This is a genomic window from Martinezella miluonensis (assembly GCF_900094545.1).
In the GTDB taxonomy this organism is placed as follows: Bacteria; Pseudomonadota; Alphaproteobacteria; order Rhizobiales; family Rhizobiaceae; genus Rhizobium; species Rhizobium miluonense.
The window spans coordinates 253,961-269,618 of sequence record NZ_FMAH01000003.1 but is presented as its reverse complement, the minus strand read 5'-3'; the positions used below and the strand labels follow the sequence as shown (position 1 = coordinate 269,618).

At 60.5% G+C, this 15,658-nt stretch carries 16 protein-coding genes and 1 pseudogene; 11 read left to right on the top strand and 6 right to left on the bottom strand.

Annotated elements, in window-relative coordinates:
• The first annotated feature begins 26 nt into the window (after positions 1-26).
• Complete coding sequence (locus GA0061102_RS05250; protein WP_092844696.1) at positions 27-347, top strand: 2Fe-2S iron-sulfur cluster-binding protein; 321 nt, start codon at positions 27-29, stop codon at positions 345-347.
• A gap of 113 nt (positions 348-460) precedes the next feature.
• On the opposite strand, the gene GA0061102_RS05245 is transcribed toward GA0061102_RS05250, so the two are convergent.
• A complete protein-coding gene (locus GA0061102_RS05245; RefSeq protein WP_092844694.1) occupies positions 461-1,492 on the bottom strand; it encodes an isopenicillin N synthase family dioxygenase in 1,032 nt (343 codons plus the stop codon).
• A gap of 372 nt (positions 1,493-1,864) precedes the next feature.
• Positions 1,865-3,568: a dihydroxyacetone kinase family protein gene (locus GA0061102_RS05240; RefSeq protein ID WP_092844692.1), complete on the bottom strand. Its 1,704-nt coding sequence runs from the start codon at positions 3,566-3,568 to the stop codon at positions 1,865-1,867.
• A 29-nt stretch (positions 3,569-3,597) separates the two neighbouring features.
• Here GA0061102_RS05240 and GA0061102_RS05235 point away from each other — a divergent pair, with 29 nt between their 5' ends.
• Positions 3,598-3,777, top strand: a complete 180-nt coding sequence (locus tag GA0061102_RS05235) for a hypothetical protein (RefSeq protein ID WP_139115031.1) — start codon at positions 3,598-3,600, stop codon at positions 3,775-3,777.
• Positions 3,778-3,843: 66 nt separating this feature from the next.
• Here the strand turns inward: GA0061102_RS05235 and GA0061102_RS05230 are convergent, their stop codons facing one another.
• On the bottom strand, positions 3,844-4,347 hold the full coding sequence (locus tag GA0061102_RS05230; protein ID WP_092844688.1) for an NUDIX hydrolase: 504 nt from the start codon (positions 4,345-4,347) through the stop codon (positions 3,844-3,846).
• A gap of 164 nt (positions 4,348-4,511) precedes the next feature.
• Between GA0061102_RS05230 and GA0061102_RS05225 the strand changes: the two genes are divergently transcribed.
• From GA0061102_RS05225 to GA0061102_RS05215, 3 genes are all read left to right on the top strand, one after another.
• Positions 4,512-4,880: a VOC family protein gene (locus GA0061102_RS05225; RefSeq protein WP_092844795.1), complete on the top strand. Its 369-nt coding sequence runs from the start codon at positions 4,512-4,514 to the stop codon at positions 4,878-4,880.
• A 1-nt stretch (position 4,881) separates the two neighbouring features.
• Positions 4,882-5,445: a GNAT family N-acetyltransferase gene (locus GA0061102_RS05220; RefSeq protein ID WP_159432144.1), complete on the top strand. Its 564-nt coding sequence runs from the start codon at positions 4,882-4,884 to the stop codon at positions 5,443-5,445.
• Positions 5,446-5,543: 98 nt separating this feature from the next.
• Complete coding sequence (locus GA0061102_RS05215; protein WP_092844684.1) at positions 5,544-6,428, top strand: aminoglycoside phosphotransferase family protein; 885 nt, start codon at positions 5,544-5,546, stop codon at positions 6,426-6,428.
• Between the two features lie 47 nt (positions 6,429-6,475).
• Here the strand turns inward: GA0061102_RS05215 and GA0061102_RS34020 are convergent, their stop codons facing one another.
• The gene (locus GA0061102_RS34020; protein WP_425348513.1) at positions 6,476-6,637 is read right to left on the bottom strand and encodes a cytochrome b/b6 domain-containing protein; all 162 of its coding nucleotides are present in this window, start codon (positions 6,635-6,637) and stop codon (positions 6,476-6,478) included.
• Positions 6,638-6,798: 161 nt separating this feature from the next.
• Positions 6,799-7,092 (bottom strand): annotated as a pseudogene (locus tag GA0061102_RS05205) (helix-turn-helix domain-containing protein); the annotation flags it as partial.
• Between the two features lie 78 nt (positions 7,093-7,170).
• On the opposite strand from GA0061102_RS05205, the gene GA0061102_RS05200 reads away from it, so the two are divergent.
• The 6 genes from GA0061102_RS05200 to mnhG are packed head-to-tail and all read left to right on the top strand — an operon-like array spanning position 7,171 to position 13,171.
• Positions 7,171-10,092: a monovalent cation/H+ antiporter subunit A gene (locus GA0061102_RS05200; RefSeq protein ID WP_167667913.1), complete on the top strand. Its 2,922-nt coding sequence runs from the start codon at positions 7,171-7,173 to the stop codon at positions 10,090-10,092.
• Entirely contained in the window at positions 10,092-10,430 is a 339-nt protein-coding gene (locus GA0061102_RS05195) for a Na+/H+ antiporter subunit C (protein WP_092844676.1), read from the top strand. Before GA0061102_RS05200 ends, GA0061102_RS05195 begins: the two co-directional genes overlap by 1 nt.
• Positions 10,427-12,037: a monovalent cation/H+ antiporter subunit D gene (locus GA0061102_RS05190; RefSeq protein ID WP_092844674.1), complete on the top strand. Its 1,611-nt coding sequence runs from the start codon at positions 10,427-10,429 to the stop codon at positions 12,035-12,037. Before GA0061102_RS05195 ends, GA0061102_RS05190 begins: the two co-directional genes overlap by 4 nt.
• Positions 12,037-12,513, top strand: a complete 477-nt coding sequence (locus tag GA0061102_RS05185; RefSeq protein ID WP_092844672.1) for a Na+/H+ antiporter subunit E — start codon at positions 12,037-12,039, stop codon at positions 12,511-12,513. The genes GA0061102_RS05190 and GA0061102_RS05185 overlap by 1 nt, the downstream gene beginning before the upstream one ends.
• Entirely contained in the window at positions 12,510-12,791 is a 282-nt protein-coding gene (locus GA0061102_RS05180) for a K+/H+ antiporter subunit F (protein WP_092844670.1), read from the top strand. Before GA0061102_RS05185 ends, GA0061102_RS05180 begins: the two co-directional genes overlap by 4 nt.
• On the top strand, positions 12,788-13,171 hold the full coding sequence (gene mnhG, locus GA0061102_RS05175) for a monovalent cation/H(+) antiporter subunit G (RefSeq protein ID WP_092844668.1): 384 nt from the start codon (positions 12,788-12,790) through the stop codon (positions 13,169-13,171). The genes GA0061102_RS05180 and mnhG overlap by 4 nt, the downstream gene beginning before the upstream one ends.
• A 24-nt stretch (positions 13,172-13,195) precedes the next feature.
• Here the strand turns inward: mnhG and GA0061102_RS05170 are convergent, their stop codons facing one another.
• Positions 13,196-15,550, bottom strand: a complete 2,355-nt coding sequence (locus GA0061102_RS05170; RefSeq protein ID WP_092844666.1) for a helix-turn-helix transcriptional regulator — start codon at positions 15,548-15,550, stop codon at positions 13,196-13,198.
• Positions 15,551-15,658 lie beyond the last annotated feature (108 nt).

The window sequence follows — 15,658 nt, the reverse complement described above, 5'->3', positions numbered from 1 at the left end:
GGTTTATCGAAAGCATGGAGAATGCAATGAGTGAAGTCGTGTTCGTCGATTCCGCCGGTCGGGAGACGCGTGTGAGTGCGGAAAATGGCCAGACGCTGATGGCTGTCGCCGTCAGAAACGGTATCGATGGCATCGTGGCGCAATGCGGGGGAGCTTTGGCCTGCGGCACCTGCCACTGCTACATCGATCAGCGCCATCTCGATCTCCTGCCTCCGCCTTCGGAGGAAGAGGCTGACATGATCGAGTTCGTGATGGAACCGAAGGCCAACAGCCGCCTCAGCTGTCAGCTCCTGATGAGTGCCGCCACTGACGGCATGCGCGTTATCGTCCCCGATAGCCAGCACTGATATCCGGGATCTCGGTTCGCCGAGATAGTCTCTTTGGATTCGACTTTCATTATCGAATGATAGCGCCGGCTTTGATACCGGCGCGTCGATTATCGGCCTGCCGTCGATGCCGGCTATTCCGAGGCCAGAAGCTCGGCATAGTGGGCACGCGCGACATCCGGATGCGATCGCAGCCGGCTCTTGAGCTGGTTCTGGCCGACTTCGCGGAAGATCGGATTAAGGGGATCGACTGAAATGCCGCGCTCGGCACGTTTCAGATCCTCCGGCAGCTCGATAAAGGGGATCGTCGCGTCCGGGCGGGAACCAAGGAAGAAAGCAACGGAAAACCGCTCGACGCCTGCAGGCGGCGCGATCACATCATGCACGTCCGCCCGCACGAAGCCGTTCGTCGCAAGCTCGAGCAATTCGCCGGTGTTAATGACGAAAGTGCCGGGAACCGGCGGCGCTTCGATCCAAACGCCGTCTTCGGTACGCACACGCAGGCCGGGCGTCGTGTCCTGAAGCAGCACAGTTACGAAGCCGCCATCCTTGTGGGCACCGACCCCCTGGTCGGTTTCGGCGACGTCCCGGCCCGGATAGCGGATGATCTTCAGAAGCTGCGACGGCTGAGGCTGATATATGTCGGCAAAGACGTTTTCCGGCTGACCGAGGGCCACGGCGATGGCCTTCAGCACATCGATGCCGATCCGCGTGACTTCCGCCTGGTAGGCGAGCAGCAAGGGCTTGAGTTCCGGCAAGGCTTCGGGCCACTGGTTAGGGCCCTGCAGCCGTCGCCATGCGGGCGTGTCCGGGCCGATCTCGGCAGGTGCGTCCTCGGTGTTGATATCGAGCTGTTCGCGCCAGTCCTGCTCGCCGCGCGTCCGTTCCTGGCCGGCCCTGTTGTAGCCGCGGAAATGCGGCGATTTCACCATTTCGATTTTGAGCTTCTCTTCAAGAGGAAGCGAAAAGAAACGCTTCGCCGTCGCCACCACATCCTCGATCAGCTTCGGATCGACGCCATGGCTGGTCAAATAGAAGAAGCCATGATCGTGGAGCACGCTGCGCAATTCGCTGATAAAGGCTTGCCGCTCGTCCGGCGAGGCATGGAAGCGGGAGAGATCCAAGGTCGGCAGCGATGCTTCGACGGGCGTCGTGTGAACGGTCAATGAGATATTTCCTCTTTCAAATTGCCTTTGCCGCCTGTTCCGAGGCGACGATGAGGTCGTTATGTGCGCGAAAGGCGCATCCGGCCTCGCGGCTCCGTCAGGCAAGGCAAAAACGTCCTGATGATTAGGCTGAGGCTAGGGCTCATTATTTGCCAAAGCAAAGAAGATCGTCTCAAAGATTGCCCGTCTCTTGGAATGGTTTTTTGCCGCCGCTACCCTTGATGGAGGTGATCGCGACAGGACGTTCATGGGCCTCATTCAACGTGCATGTCGCCTCAGGGGCGATTTGCGATTTCCATGCAGGGGCTACCCTCGCGCGATCGCCAGAACGATGGTTTGCGCAGAGGTTGAGCTTCCGGGCTTGCTACTCGGCTAAGTAAGCAGGGTGGCAACGCGGCCCGCTATCATCGCAAGCGAAACGGCGCCGGCGTCGGGATGGCCGAGGCTTCGCTCTGCAAGCGGGCGGGCGCGCCCAAGCTTGGGCGTAAGCTGCGTCGTCGCATCCGCCGCAAGCTTGGACGCCGATGCGGCATGTCCCCAGGCGGTGGCCAAAGATCCGTTTTCGGCGAAGCCCTTTTCCAACGCATCCACGAAAGGAGAGAATGCATCGACCAGCGTCTTGTCGCCGATCTTCGCGCCGCCCAATCGCATCACGCTATCGAGCGCCTGGCGGGCACCCTTGACGACAGCGCGGCCGTCGAGGGCACCGTCATCGCTGAGCGCACTGCTCCAGGATTGCAGGAGAAGTCCCCAGATCGCGCCCGACGTGCCGCCGGCGCGGTCGGCCCAGGCATCGCCTGCCGCCGCCAGCACGCTCGCCGTACCTGCGCCAGCGGTGCTTGCGGCCTTGGCGGCTTCCAAAGCCGCTGCGGCGCCCCGGGCCATGCCTTGACCGTGATCGCCATCGCCGGCGCGAGCGTCGATCCGGCCGAGTTCCTCTTCGGCCTCATGGAGCAGCACGGAAATCTCTGCGAAGATGCGGGCGATGCAAGCGCCGCCGCGCTGGCCTTCGGCATCGGCTGGCGGATAGGTCGCCAGTCCGTCCTCATCAACCAGAACATCCGCAGCTGGCGTGGTGGCAATCGCCGCGCCGCGGCGCAAGACCGGGGTGTCGCAGGCCGCGGTCCAGTAGCGCTCGAGCTCGTCGTCGAGGAAGATGAGCGTCAGCGAGCAGCCCTGCATATCCAGGCTGGTAACGAACTCGCCGGCCTCGGGGGCGACGATTTCCAGGCCCGCTTGTTCCAATCGCGCCGAGATGGCCGTCCAAAGTACGAAGAGCTCTTCGTATTTCGTGGCGCCGAGGCCGTTGAGGATGACGCCGACCTTCCGTGCATCCTTTGGACGTTCCGGCAGAAGCCTTTGCGTCAATAGTGTTGCGAGATCGCTGGCACTGACGATCGTTTCTTCGCTGATGCCGGGTTCGCCGTGGATACCGAGGCCGAGGGCCATCTGGCCGCGCGGTACGGTGAAGAGCGGGCCGGCAGACCCGGGCAGGGTGCAGCCGTCGAAGGCCACGCCGAAGGAGACTGTGCGGGCGTTTGCATGCCGCGCCAGGCGCTCGACTTCATCAAGCGAAAGTCCGGCTTCCGCCGCAGCGCCGGCAATCTTGAAGACCACGAGGTCGCCGGCAACGCCGCGGCGCTTCGCCATGGTCTCGGCGGGAGCGCTGGCGACATCGTCTGTCACCGCCACGATGCGCACATCGATACCTTCGGCCCGCAGCCGCTCGGCTGCCACGCCGAAATTTAAAACATCGCCGGCATAGTTGCCGAAGCCGAGCAGGATGCCTCCACCGCGATGCGCCTTTCGGCACACTCGGGCAACGGCTGCCGTCGAAGGGGAAGCGAAGACATCGCCGGCGACGGCCGCATCGGCAAGGCCCGGCCCGACATAGCCGGCAAAGGCCGGATAGTGACCCGAGCCGCCACCGACGATGACGGCGACCTTGCCTTCCGGCACCGATGTCGAGCGGACAACGCCACCCTTTACGAGGCGGACGAAGCGGCCATGGAGCGCGGCAAAGCCCGCAAGCGCCGTCGCGGCGAACTCCTCCGGAGCGTCGAAGATCGTGGTCATGCGTTCAATCCTTATCAATGCGGCGGGACATGCCGCAGATAATCACGATTGCTGGTGCTGAGGGAATGCCCGCTGCCGCCATAGTGACAGATGTCCTCATGCATTTCCGGCGAGGCTTCGGTATCGAGCTCTTTGATATGTTGGCCGAGCTCGCGAATGCGCACAACCGCCTTGTGCCGGATTATCGGGTCGAGTGGAGCACGGTTTGACGAAACCGACCGCTCGCTACGTTGCAATCAAGCCAGTCTGCACGTCGCGGTCAACTGTTCCGATAGTCAGGCCATGTTGCGGCGGACAAGGTGCTGGACGCCGGCGGGCATGGTTTCGATAAGAGTTTGCAAGGGCGCGGGCTGCAGGTCGACTTGCGTCAGGGCGGCCCGCGTTGGCAGCGTCCAGCGAAATTCGAGGTCGGCACTGCCGTCCTTGACCCGATGCACGATTTCGGTCTCATGGAAGGGTAGCGGCTGGGACAGCTCCGCCTCATAATAGAACCCGACCTCGTGAACACGCCGTCCCACGAATTCGAAGAAGTTCTCGATGATGAAGCGCAGTGGTCCGATCGCTGCCCGACAGCCGATCTCTTCCTCTATCTCGCGCGCCAGTGTTTCGGCACCCGCCTCGTGAAACTCCACCCGGCCGCCGGGCAGGGACCAGAACGCGTCGCCGACCGCGCGGTGAATGAGGAGGTGACCGTTGGAGCGGATCAAGGCGCCCGCCCGCAGTTGGAAGCGTGAAATTCCGGCATCCATGACAATCATGGTGCGCGCATTATCTGTCATCGATCGGCCCTCCTGGTGGTTCGCGACAAGATCGTACTGTCCGAAGAATTGACATCGGCCCTGTATTTGGAAACGGTGTGATGATTGGAGATGCACTTTTCCGAAGTGATTTGGAAAGGCATTTCTTTCCTGGCCCATCCTCGACAGCAGAATTGGTTTTGGAAATGCGTTTCGTGAATCCAATCCCCTTCGTCGGCGATATCGAGCGCTCAAAAGCGTTTTATCGAGATGTCATGGGCCTTGAAATCCTGAGCGATTTTGGGAATTTCGTGCTCTTTGAAACCGGATTTGCAATTCATGACGGAAAGTCACTCGAGCAGACGGTTTGGAGAACGAGTTCCGAAATACCGGAGCCTTATGGGCGTCGAAACGTCCTGCTTTATTTCGAACACGACGATGTGGATGCAGCCTTCGAAAAAGTGGCTCCGCATGTCGAACTCATCCATCCTGTCGAAAGACAGGAATGGGGACAGCGCGTGTTTCGTTTCTACGATCCGGATGGTCACGCTGTGGAGATCGGCGAACCGCAGTGAAATGACCTGCAGCGTCAATTCTGCTGCTCACAACATATCGAATATTGCCGCCGCGGACCGCGCAGTCTCGAACGTCGTTACGGTCAAACCGTTGAGCCAAAGTCATGGGACAGTGAGGATGCAAGCCTTGTGTGGTTTCGAACTGGAGGAGTTGAGGGAGCATCTTCCGCTCGATTTCGACGTGCCGCGTCGGGCGGCGGCTGCCGAGGGCAAGCGCTTCCTGGAGCGGTTATATGCCGAGTGGCAGAGCGGCGAGCAGCGCTTCGGCGACGTACATGAAATTCTGCTGGCCATCAGGGTGAATGGCGATCTGGCGGGGATCGGCGGGATGACGGTTGATCCCGACACACCATCCGCCATGCGCATGCGCCGCTTCTATATTCGGCCCCCATATCGGCGTCACGGTCTCGGTAGCGAGTTGGCGACAGCGATCCTGGGGCGGGCGCTGCCGAGCGGGACCATCGTGACCGTGAACACCGACAACGCCGACGCGGCTGCATTTTGGCAGGCGATCGGCTTCCAGTTCGATCCGAAACCTGGCTTTACTCACTGGCGCCTCTGGTAGGGGATGGATGGACAAAGGGCTTGATCGGTTGACGCCGACCTGGAACCGTCTGACCATTGCTGTCGAGAATCGTGCGGTAACAAGACAGGATATTTGGGTTGTCTGATCAGGATGATATCGGGCAGGAAGAGGCTGTGATCCGGCAGTTACTGGCTGAGATGACGCCGCAATGGGTGGATCTTCCGGTTCGGCGTCTGGCGTCGTCAGGTACCGATAACGCGATTTATCGCATAGGCGAGACATTGCTGTTGCGCCTTCCGCGACGCGAGGCTGCCAAACATCTCATCGACAAAGAGCTGGATTGGCTACCTCGTTTTGCAGATCTGCCGCTCGAAGTGCCGAGACTGCGTTTTCGAGGAAGGGCGGGATTCGGCTTGAACTGCGACTTCGGTATTTTCAACTGGATGGAAGGAGACATCGCCTCTCCAGCTAACATTGTAGATCCGACCGCAGCGGCACTTGCGCTTGCGGATTTTCTCAAGGCCCTTCATCGCGTGGACACCAGAGGTGCGCCGCTCGCAGGTGAACTCAATCATCGTCGCGGCGTGGTGCTCGAGCTCCTCTCTTCAATCACGCTGCCGGCGATCGACATTCTGGCGGATGAGATCGATGCTCCCGCGGCGAGACAGCTCTGGCAACGAGCCTGCGCGACTGTGTATCAGGGACCGCCGGTCTGGCTGCACGGCGATCTCAAGGCGGATAATCTGATAGCTAGAGATGGGCGACTGATCGGGGTGATCGACTGGGGCCTCTGTGCCGTCGGCGATCCAGCGGCAGATTATGCGGCGGCATGGTCCTGGGTCGATCCGTCCGCTCGCGAAGCCTTTCGCATCGCCTGCGAGGTGAGCGATGCCGATTGGCTGAGGGCCGAGGGGTGGGCGCTTTACGGCGCCGTCATTGCCCTCAGCTACTATCGGGGTGGCAAAAACGAGACGTTAAGCGAGCAGTCGCGCCTTACACTGTCGCGTCTCAATATGCGGTAGTCGCTTCAGCGTATTGACTGGCTTCCGTGACCCACGGCAAGTGTCCGCTATAGCATCCGCCGCAATACCTCATCTCTGCGTAAGAGATGGTGCCAGAGGGCTGCAAGGATGTGCAGGCCGACGACCGCATATAGGCAATAGGTGCAATGCTCCGGAATCTCGGTGGCTTTTTCTCCAAAGACTTGTCGAGCGGCGACAGGTTCGGCCATTGGAAAAGGCCGAACCATGGCAGATCGTAGCCGCCAGCCGCTGCCTATGGGCCAGCCAAGCTTCATTGTCCCCGTTTGCCTGTCGCGTGGCCTTGTTCGCCCGAAACCGGCAGGATCTCACCACTCTCTGTATGTGCCGGCGCGGGCGCATCTGTGCTAGGAGTTTTAAGACAGATACCGATTTCATGCCCCTCGACGCGGAAGAAGGCGATTCCTCCGTTTTCGAGAGCCAGTCGCAGCTGTGCTTCCGTTGCCCGATGCAGGCTGTGGCGATCGCCCTCATAGTCGCGGATCGTGCTGCGCGATACACCGGAGCGGTCGGCGAGGTCCATCTGAGTCCAGTCGAGAAAGCCTCGGGCCGCTCGACAGAGCGCGGGTGTTAAAATCATCGCCATCTTACCTTGACGCGCAGTTCCAAACTGCCCATATTGGTCAATATCTATCATATAGGCCATATTACGCCGGTTTGCTAGAGGCGTTCGCCCCTAAGGCGGCTGTGGTGATCCGGCTGAAGGAAGGAACGACGTTTTGGGATAACCAGCGGGCCCATTCTTATTCTAGCACTTTTGGCTCTGCCGTTTATCGGAAGTCTTCTCTCCGTTTGCCTGTTGCGCACGCAATCGCGGCGCACGCCAGCCTGGATCGCTGGATCGGTCACCTTTCTGGCGCTGTTGATCTCGGTCAGTTCCTATCCTGCCGTCATGGATGGGGGCGTGGTGCGTGTCAGCATCGAGTGGCTGCCGCAGCTCGGGCTTGATTTCAGCCTGAGAATGGATGGTTTCTCCTGGCTCTTTTCGGTCGTCATTACGGCGGTCGGCTTTCTCGTCATCGTCTACGCCCGATACTACATGTCGGAAGAAGATCCGGTTCCGCGTTTCTTCTCTTTTCTGCTTGCCTTCATGGGGGCGATGCTCGGCATCGTGCTGTCGGGCAATGTCATCCTGCTCTCGATATTCTGGGAGCTGACGAGCATCTTCTCGTTCCTGCTCATCAGCTATTGGCACAATAGCGCCGCCGCCCGTGACGGCGCGCGAATGGCGCTGACGATTACCGGGATCGGCGGCTTCTGCCTGCTGATCGGGCTGATCCTGCTTGGCCATATTGTCGGAAGCTATGATCTGGACAAGATCCTGGCGTCCGGCGACCTCATCCGCAACCACCCGCTCTATACGCTGGCATTGGTGCTGATCCTTCTGGGGGCGCTGACGAAGAGCGCGCAGTTCCCTTTCCATTTCTGGCTGCCGAACGCCATGTCGGCGCCGACGCCCGTTTCGGCCTATCTGCATTCGGCAACGCTGGTCAAAGCCGGCGTATTCCTGCTGGCACGCTTCTGGCCCGTTCTGGCGGGTACGGACGAATGGTTCTATCTCGTCGGCGCGGCGGGCATCACGACCCTGCTGCTGGGTGCTTATTTTGCGATGTTCCAGCAGGACCTCAAGGGGCTGCTCGCCTATTCGACGATCAGCCATCTCGGTCTCATCACCACGCTGCTCAGTCTCGGCAGTCCGCTCGCCACGGTCGCCGCCATCTTCCATATGCTGAACCATGCGACCTTCAAGGCATCGCTGTTCATGGCCGCCGGCATCATCGATCATGAAACCGGCACGCGTGACATGCGCCGCCTGAGCGGTTTGTTCCGCCATCTCCCATTCACGGGCGCGCTGGCGATCGTCGCGAGCGCGGCCATGGCCGGCGTTCCCTTGCTGAACGGGTTCCTATCGAAGGAGATGTTCTTCGCGGAAGCCATCGAGACGCATGCCGATTCCATTCTCGACCGGATCCTGCCCTATGTGGCGACCCTGGCGAGTGCTTTCAGCGTCGCCTATTCCTTGCGCTTCATTCAAACGGTTTTCTTCGGCCCCGCACCGACGGATCTGCCGATCGCCAAGCCGCACGAGCCGCCGCGCTGGATGCGTTTCCCGATCGAGCTTCTCGTGGTGGTGTGTCTGATCGTCGGTATCGTGCCGGCTGTCTCGATTGCGCCTTTCCTGCATACGGCCGTCGCAAGCGTCTTGCTTGCCGATACGCCTGAGTACAGCCTTTCGCTTTGGCATGGCGTCAATCTGCCGCTCGTCATGAGCGTGATCGCCTTGGTCGGCGGCACCCTCTTCTATTTCGTCTTCAAGGATTATCTGTCGCGCTGCGAGGATGGGCCTCCCTTTTTCCGCCGCCTGAAAGGCCAGCGCATCTTTGAGCGCGTTCTGGTCGAAGTTTCCTGGCATTGGGCGAGAACGGCGGAAAAGCGGATCGGGACGCGCAAGCTGCAGCCGCAGCTTCGCTGGGTGGTCGTAACCGGTTTTGCGGCCGGCCTGCTGCCGCTCTATCTGTCCGGCTTCGAGGCGAGGCGTTTTGCCTTTTCGGGCGCCGATCCAATCTTTGCGGCGATCTGGGCCATTGGTATCTGCCTGGCCATCGGTACCGCCTTCTTCGCCAAATATCACCGGCTCGCGGCCCTGGTGATGTTGGGCGGAGTGGGGCTCATCGTCTGCTTGACGTTCATTTGGCTCTCCGCGCCCGATCTCGCCATCACTCAGCTCCTCGTGGAGATCGTCACCACGGTTCTCATTCTGCTGGGGCTGCGCTGGCTGCCGAAGCGGACCGAGGGGATCGACGATACGGTCGATCTTCGCGCGCGTTTCCGTCGTTTCCGCGACCTCGCTTTGGCCGTCATCTGCGGTGTCGGCATGATGTTCATCTCCTATGCCGTCATGACCACTCCGGTGCCTGACGCGATTGCGAACTACTTCCTCGAAAACGCCTATTCGAAGGGCGGCGGTCGCAATGTCGTCAACGTGATCCTGGTCGATTTCCGTGGCTTCGACACCTTGGGTGAAATCGCCGTTCTCGGGGTCGTGGCGCTGACGGTCTATGCGCTTCTGCGTCGTTTCCGTCCGGCGCCTGATAGCATGGAGATGCCGGAGCAGCAGCAGATCCAGAACCGTTTCGACGAGGAACGGCCGGAGCGCTCGGCCGGCGATACGGTGCGCGACTATCTGCTCGTGCCGTCCGTGATCATGCAGTGGATGTTCCCCTTCGTCATCGCCTTGTCGGTCTATATCTTCATGCGCGGGCATGACGCTCCAGGCGGCGGCTTCTCGGCCGGCCTGACGTTGTCGATCGCCTTCCTGCTGCAATATCTGGCCGGCGGCACGCGCTGGGCAGAGGATCGCATCCGTATCCTGCCGTTGCGCTGGATGGGAGCTGGCCTTCTCGTGGCGACCGCGACCGGTGCCGGTGCCTGGTTCTTCGGCTATCCCTTCCTCACGTCGCATTTCCAATATCTGGATGTGCCGCTGATCGGGAAAGTGCCGGCTGCGAGCGCACTGCTCTTCGATCTCGGCGTCTTCCTGCTTGTCGTCGGCTCCACGGTTCTGATCCTCGTCGCGCTTGCGCACCAGTCGATCCGTATCAATCGCCTCCGCGCCATCGAGGCGGAAAAGGCAAAGGGGGATTGATGGAACTCATCTTGTCCGTTGCAATCGGTGTGATGACAGCTTGCGGCGTCTGGCTGATCCTGCGTCCACGCACCTATCAGGTCATTATCGGGCTGTCGTTGCTGTCCTATGCCGTCAATCTCTTCATCTTCGGCGTCGGTGGCGTGAAGTCGAATATGCCGCCGCTGCTGGCGGATGGCACTGCGACAGCGACGCTTGCCGATCCGGTGCCGCAGGCTCTGGTGCTGACGGCGATCGTTATCGGCTTTGCGACGACTGCCTTGTTCCTCGTGGTGCTGCTTGCCTCGCGCGGGCTGACCGGCACCGATCATGTCGATGGAAGGAGCGACCGGAAATGACAGGTTGGTCGCACCATCTCATCATTGTTCCTATCCTGCTGCCACTGGTTGCGGCTGCTATTCTGCTGTTCATCGATGAACGCGAGCGCACGTTAAAGGCGCTTGTCAGCCTTGCTGCGACGCTCTTGCTGGTCGGCGTTGCGCTTGCGCTCTTCCGTACCGAAGGTGGATCGGCCGGTCAGGAGCGCGCCTATCTCCTCGGAAACTGGAGCGCCCCCTTCGGCATCGTATTGGTGCTCGATAGTCTCTCGGCGCTCATGCTTCTGCTGACTTCCGTCGTTGCCGTTGCAGCATTGATCTTCTCGCTGGCGCGCTGGCATGCGGTGGGCGCCCATTTCCACACGATGTTCCAACTGCTGCTCATGGGCGTGAACGGTGCCTTCCTGACCGGCGACCTCTTCAATCTCTTCGTCTTCTTCGAGGTGATGCTGGCTGCTTCCTATGGTCTCCTGCTTCATGGTTCCGGTCCGCTTCGCGTCAAGGCGGGCCTGCATTACATCGCTGTCAATCTCGCCGCCGCGCTGCTCTTCCTTATCGGCGTCAGCCTGATCTACGGCACGACGGGAACGCTGAATATGGCCGATCTGGCTGTGCGCATTCCCGAAATGGCCGCCGATCGCCGCATGCTCATGCAGGCAGGCGCAGGTGTGCTTGGCATCGCCTTCCTGATCAAAGCCGGCATGTGGCCGCTCTGCTTCTGGCTGCCCACGGCCTATAGTGCCGCTTCCGCACCTGTTGCCGGCATTTTCGCCATTCTGAGCAAACTCGGCATCTATGTCATCCTGCGGCTGACCATGCTTCTTTTCAGCGTAGGACCGTCCGCCGGCTTCGGCGCGACCATGCTTCTCTATGGCGGCATGGCGACGCTGATTTTCGGTATCATAGGAGTGCTGGCATCGCAGGCGCTCGGCCGATTGGCGGGCTTTTCCGTACTTGTATCCTCGGGAACCTTGCTCATGGTGATCGGCATCAATGACGGTTCGATCTCCGCCGGCGCTTTGATGTATCTTGTCAGTTCCACGCTGACGATCAGCGCCTTTTTCATGCTGATCGAGCTTGTCGAGCGTGGGCAGGACGCAGGCGCCAGCGTTCTCGCCGTCACTATGGAAGCCTATGGTGATGCCGAGGAAAAGGAGGCCGAGGAAGGTGAGGGGGTCACTATGCCAGGCACCATGGCCATGCTCGGCATCTGCTTTGCCGCCTGCGCAATCCTGCTCGCCGGCCTGCCTCCGCTTTCGGGCTTCGTTGCCAAGTTCGCCATGCTGTCGGCCATGATGGGCACAGGCGCGATCGGCGTGCCGCCGAGTGCGGCCGTCTGGGCGCTGATCCTGCTGGTGATCCTTTCGGGCATCGCCGCCCTGATTTCCATGACGCGGGCCGGCATACGCACATTCTGGAGCTCGCTCGAAGGCACGGTTCCGCGCGTGCTCGTAATCGAGATATTGCCTGTCATGGGCCTCCTTGCCTTGACGCTGGCGCTGACCATTTGGGCCGGCCCGGTCATGCAATATATGGAAGTGACCATCCGAACGCTCAGCGATCCCCGCATCTATGTCGATGCGGTTCGCAATGCGGCGACCCTGTCGAGCAAGGCGGGAGGTTCGTGATGTTTCCCTATCCGCTGCTGACGCTCATCTTGGTCCTGCTTTGGCTGCTGTTGAATGACTTTACGCTCGGCCAATTCATCCTCGGCGTCATTGTCGCTGTCTTTGCCTCCTGGGCGATGGCGTCGCTGCGCCCCGAAAAGCCGAAACTGCGAAAGTGGTATCTCCTGCCGAAGCTGTTCTTTCGTGTCGTTTTCGACGTCCTGAAATCGAATGCGCAAGTGGCCTGGATCATCCTGCGCGGCCGCTCGCGAAACACGACGCCCGGCTTCGTGACCCTGGAGCTCAGGGTTCGGGATCAGATCTCGCTGGCGCTTCTGGCTGTTATCCTCACCAGCACGCCCGGATCCGCATGGCTCGAATATGATTCGAACGACAACACCGTGCTGCTCCATGTGCTGGATCTTGAGAACGAGGCGCAATGGCGCGAAACCGTCGCCAACCGATATGAAAGCTTGTTGATGGAGATATTCGCATGAGCGCGATGATCATTCAAATATCTGTCGCAGCAGCGCAGCTGATGATTGTGGCTGCGATGGCGATCTCCTCCATTCGCATGTTTCGCGGCCCTCGTGCCCAGGATCGCATCATCGCGCTCGATACTCTGTATGTGAACGCGATGCTGCTGCTGCTCACCTTCGGGATCGGTACCGGACGGGTCGTCTATTTCGAGGCGGCTCTCGTCATTGGCATGCTCGGCTTTGTGGCGACCGTCGCCCTGGCGAAATTCCTGATGCGCGGGGAGGTGATCGAATGAGTACCCCATTCGAAAACGTGCCGCTTTGGGCCGCTATCCCAATCGGCGGATTGCTCGTCGTCGGCGCCTTTCTGACCCTCGTCGGCGCCATCGGTTTTCTGAAGATGGGAACGTTCTACGAGCGCATTCACGCTCCGACATTGGGAACAAGCGGTGGCATCGGCGCGATCATGGTGGCCTCGATGATCTTCTTCTCGACGTCAACGCAGTCTCTCGTCATCCATGAGCTACTGATCGGCATCTTCGTGACGGTGACGACGCCGATCACCTTCATGCTGCTGGCGCGCGCGGCGCTTCATCGCGATCGCGCCGAGCAGAACGGCAACGTTCCGCCCAAGAGTGCACAAGGCGAGCCATCGGCCGAAGGGCCGTTGTCATAGACGACCGGCTCGTTCTTTCGGCGCTCAAAGCCAGCCAAGCGCGGTCGCAGCCCGGATCGCTTCGGCCCGGCGCCGGCAACCGAGCTTGCGAAACAGATTTCCGAGGTGAAACTTCACGGTCACCTCGGAGATGCTGAGCGTGTGAGCGATGCGCTTGTTGGACATGCCGCTGGCAATCAATTGCATCATCTGCGTCTCGCGCTGCGAAAGTCCGCCTTGCAGCGCCCGAGCCTGCGGCGAATTTACGGAAGCAGCAAAGAGTGAGAGCGCGGCGCGAACATCGGAAGATGTCTCGATGAAGCCGCGAATGCGCTCATCTTTAAGAAGCGGCGAGAGAAAGATCCGCTCTTCGGAGAGCACGCCGTTGCATCCGAGGCGAGTCGACGCTTCGAGTGCGGACAGAAGGTGGGCGCGGGTTGCCGCCTTGTCGCGACGCTGGTACGCGGCATAGCTCTGCCATAGTTGCAGAGCGACCTTTTCGCGGTTCGTCACCTTCGGGTTGGCGATCAGTGCGTCGATCTGGCGGGAGAGATAGGGGCGGGGCGTCGGGAGGCGGACGGCATCGCGCAGCCAGGCCATGACGTAGGAAATCTCGTCGCGCCTCATTAGTCTCGTCAGTTCTTCATGGGCGCTTTCGACCCAGTTGCGGCCGATCCGCATGCGGACCGCTGAAAGCGTGGCAGCAGCATCGCCCCATCGATTGGCATTCTGATAGGCGATGGCGGTGCGGATTTCCATCATGGCATGGAACTGCAGGCCTTCGGACAGATGGATCCACAGCCCGTCAAGGAAGCCTGGCCGGATCACCATCGGAAAGTGATCTCCCAGTACCTGAGACGCATAGTGAAGAGCAAACTGCATCAGGCTCGGCCAGATTTCCGAGGCTGCGAAGCCGTCGAACTCGTTTTGAACGAATTGGAGCAGATCGCGTGGCTGACCGGCTTCATAGGCGATGCAGGCTTCCGCCAGCCGCAGCATGCGGAATTCCGCCTCGGCTGCGTGCGGAACCTGTTCCAGTTTCTGTCGTGCCTCTTGCGCGGCGCGGCGCGCAAACAGAGCGTCGCCGCTCATCAGGCGCAATACGGCCTGATGTAGATGGATGAAGAATTCGAGCAGCGGCTGACCGCCCATGTGGCCAAGATAAATCAGCGCCCGCGCGGCGGCTGCCTCCGCCTCCCGGAAGTTTCGACGGCGGATTTCGAATTCCAGCAGGGCGTTGTAGTAGGCTGCCCACTTGCCATGGTCGCCCATCGGGTAGTCGGCCATGAATTCCCCGAGGCGGGTGATCATGGCATCGGTCGGCATCAGGTCCTCTGAAATCATGAGGTTCAACCTGAAGGTTCGCGCCGCAAAGGAGAACCGCGAGCCGCGCAGCAAGACCTTGAGCGGGTCCAGATAGTCCGAGCCCAGGTGCTTGCCGACGAGGTGGCGGACGCGCTGCAGCTCTCCCAGCTTCAAAAGCATGCGGGCAAGAGCAAAGAGCACGATCTCGTTGGTCGCGATCATCTCGTGGGAAAAGCGCATGATGATGTCGCGAAAGGCGTCAAGACTGTTTCTGTAGATCAGCTCCAGGCCGCGGGCGCGTTCGAGGATCTGTGCCGCATGCGCCTCGTGTCCATGGTCTAGAAGCAAGGTCATCGCAGCAATGGCTCGTCCCGCCTTTTCGAAAGCGGATGCGACTTCAATCACGGCCACTGTGTTTTCGAAGGTCGCCAGACGCTCTCGGACGGCGATGGTGAGAAGCTGCCGCAACTCGACGTGCCTGTTCGGCTCATTGATGAGAAGGGGCGGCAGCAGCCCAGTCCAGTCTTGGTCTGTTGTCGGCATCGGTGCTTCGAGCCAGATCGAAAGGGTGGCCGTTTGCGCGGGTGAGAGGTGCGCGAGAAAATTCTCGCGCAAATAATCGATAGCCAGGCGCGGAGCTTCTGAGTGGGTCAACGGTAGGAAGGCCGGCCAGCCGGCATAGTGTTCGAGAAGGCGGCTCACCTCTTCGGGAGGCAAGCCACGCAATTCTTCCGTCGAGAAGGTCAATTCGTCCGCATCGATCGTCACGGAGCCGTGATGCAGAATGAGCCGCGCCAGTCCGCTGATGCGCTGGTCAGGACGGCAGGCAACGACCAGCACGTCGATGCTTTCCAGCAGTTGCGCGGACAGCCGCGCCGATCTTGCCGAAATCGGTATATCCCAGAAAAGCCAGCCATCCTCGACATCGCTCATGCGCGGCTGCTGCAGGCTGCAAACATGCTTGCCCATCGCCTCGGCGGTCATCGACAGGGTCACGGTCTTTCCCGCCCCGGCAGGGGCTCGCAGAAAGACGACGCCGGCTCGTTGGTCAGCAATGCGGCGGCAAAGACGGTGTCGGGGGATCGGCATATCCATGTGGCTTTGTAAGCTCCGATGGATAAATAACCTATACCATAAAGCAGAAAAACTATACTTTTGACCAGTTGTCCATCGTCTGCAGATGGGGATTGTTGTCTGTCAGTT

Excerpts from the sequence above, each read along its gene's own strand:
- GA0061102_RS05250 (WP_092844696.1), top strand. The coding sequence starts at position 27 with ATGAGTGAAGTCGTGTTCGTCGATTCCGCCGGTCGGGAGACGCGTGTG.
- GA0061102_RS05240 (WP_092844692.1), bottom strand. The coding sequence starts at position 3,568 with ATGACCACGATCTTCGACGCTCCGGAGGAGTTCGCCGCGACGGCGCTT.
- GA0061102_RS05235 (WP_139115031.1), top strand. The coding sequence starts at position 3,598 with ATGCCGCAGATAATCACGATTGCTGGTGCTGAGGGAATGCCCGCTGCC.
- GA0061102_RS05230 (WP_092844688.1), bottom strand. The coding sequence starts at position 4,347 with ATGACAGATAATGCGCGCACCATGATTGTCATGGATGCCGGAATTTCA.
- GA0061102_RS05225 (WP_092844795.1), top strand. The coding sequence starts at position 4,512 with ATGCGTTTCGTGAATCCAATCCCCTTCGTCGGCGATATCGAGCGCTCA.
- GA0061102_RS05220 (WP_159432144.1), top strand. The coding sequence starts at position 4,882 with ATGACCTGCAGCGTCAATTCTGCTGCTCACAACATATCGAATATTGCC.
- GA0061102_RS34020 (WP_425348513.1), bottom strand. The coding sequence starts at position 6,637 with ATGGCCGAACCTGTCGCCGCTCGACAAGTCTTTGGAGAAAAAGCCACC.
- GA0061102_RS05195 (WP_092844676.1), top strand. The coding sequence starts at position 10,092 with ATGGAACTCATCTTGTCCGTTGCAATCGGTGTGATGACAGCTTGCGGC.
- GA0061102_RS05190 (WP_092844674.1), top strand. The coding sequence starts at position 10,427 with ATGACAGGTTGGTCGCACCATCTCATCATTGTTCCTATCCTGCTGCCA.
- GA0061102_RS05185 (WP_092844672.1), top strand. The coding sequence starts at position 12,037 with ATGTTTCCCTATCCGCTGCTGACGCTCATCTTGGTCCTGCTTTGGCTG.
- GA0061102_RS05180 (WP_092844670.1), top strand. The coding sequence starts at position 12,510 with ATGAGCGCGATGATCATTCAAATATCTGTCGCAGCAGCGCAGCTGATG.
- mnhG (WP_092844668.1), top strand. The coding sequence starts at position 12,788 with ATGAGTACCCCATTCGAAAACGTGCCGCTTTGGGCCGCTATCCCAATC.
- GA0061102_RS05170 (WP_092844666.1), bottom strand. The coding sequence starts at position 15,550 with ATGGATATGCCGATCCCCCGACACCGTCTTTGCCGCCGCATTGCTGAC.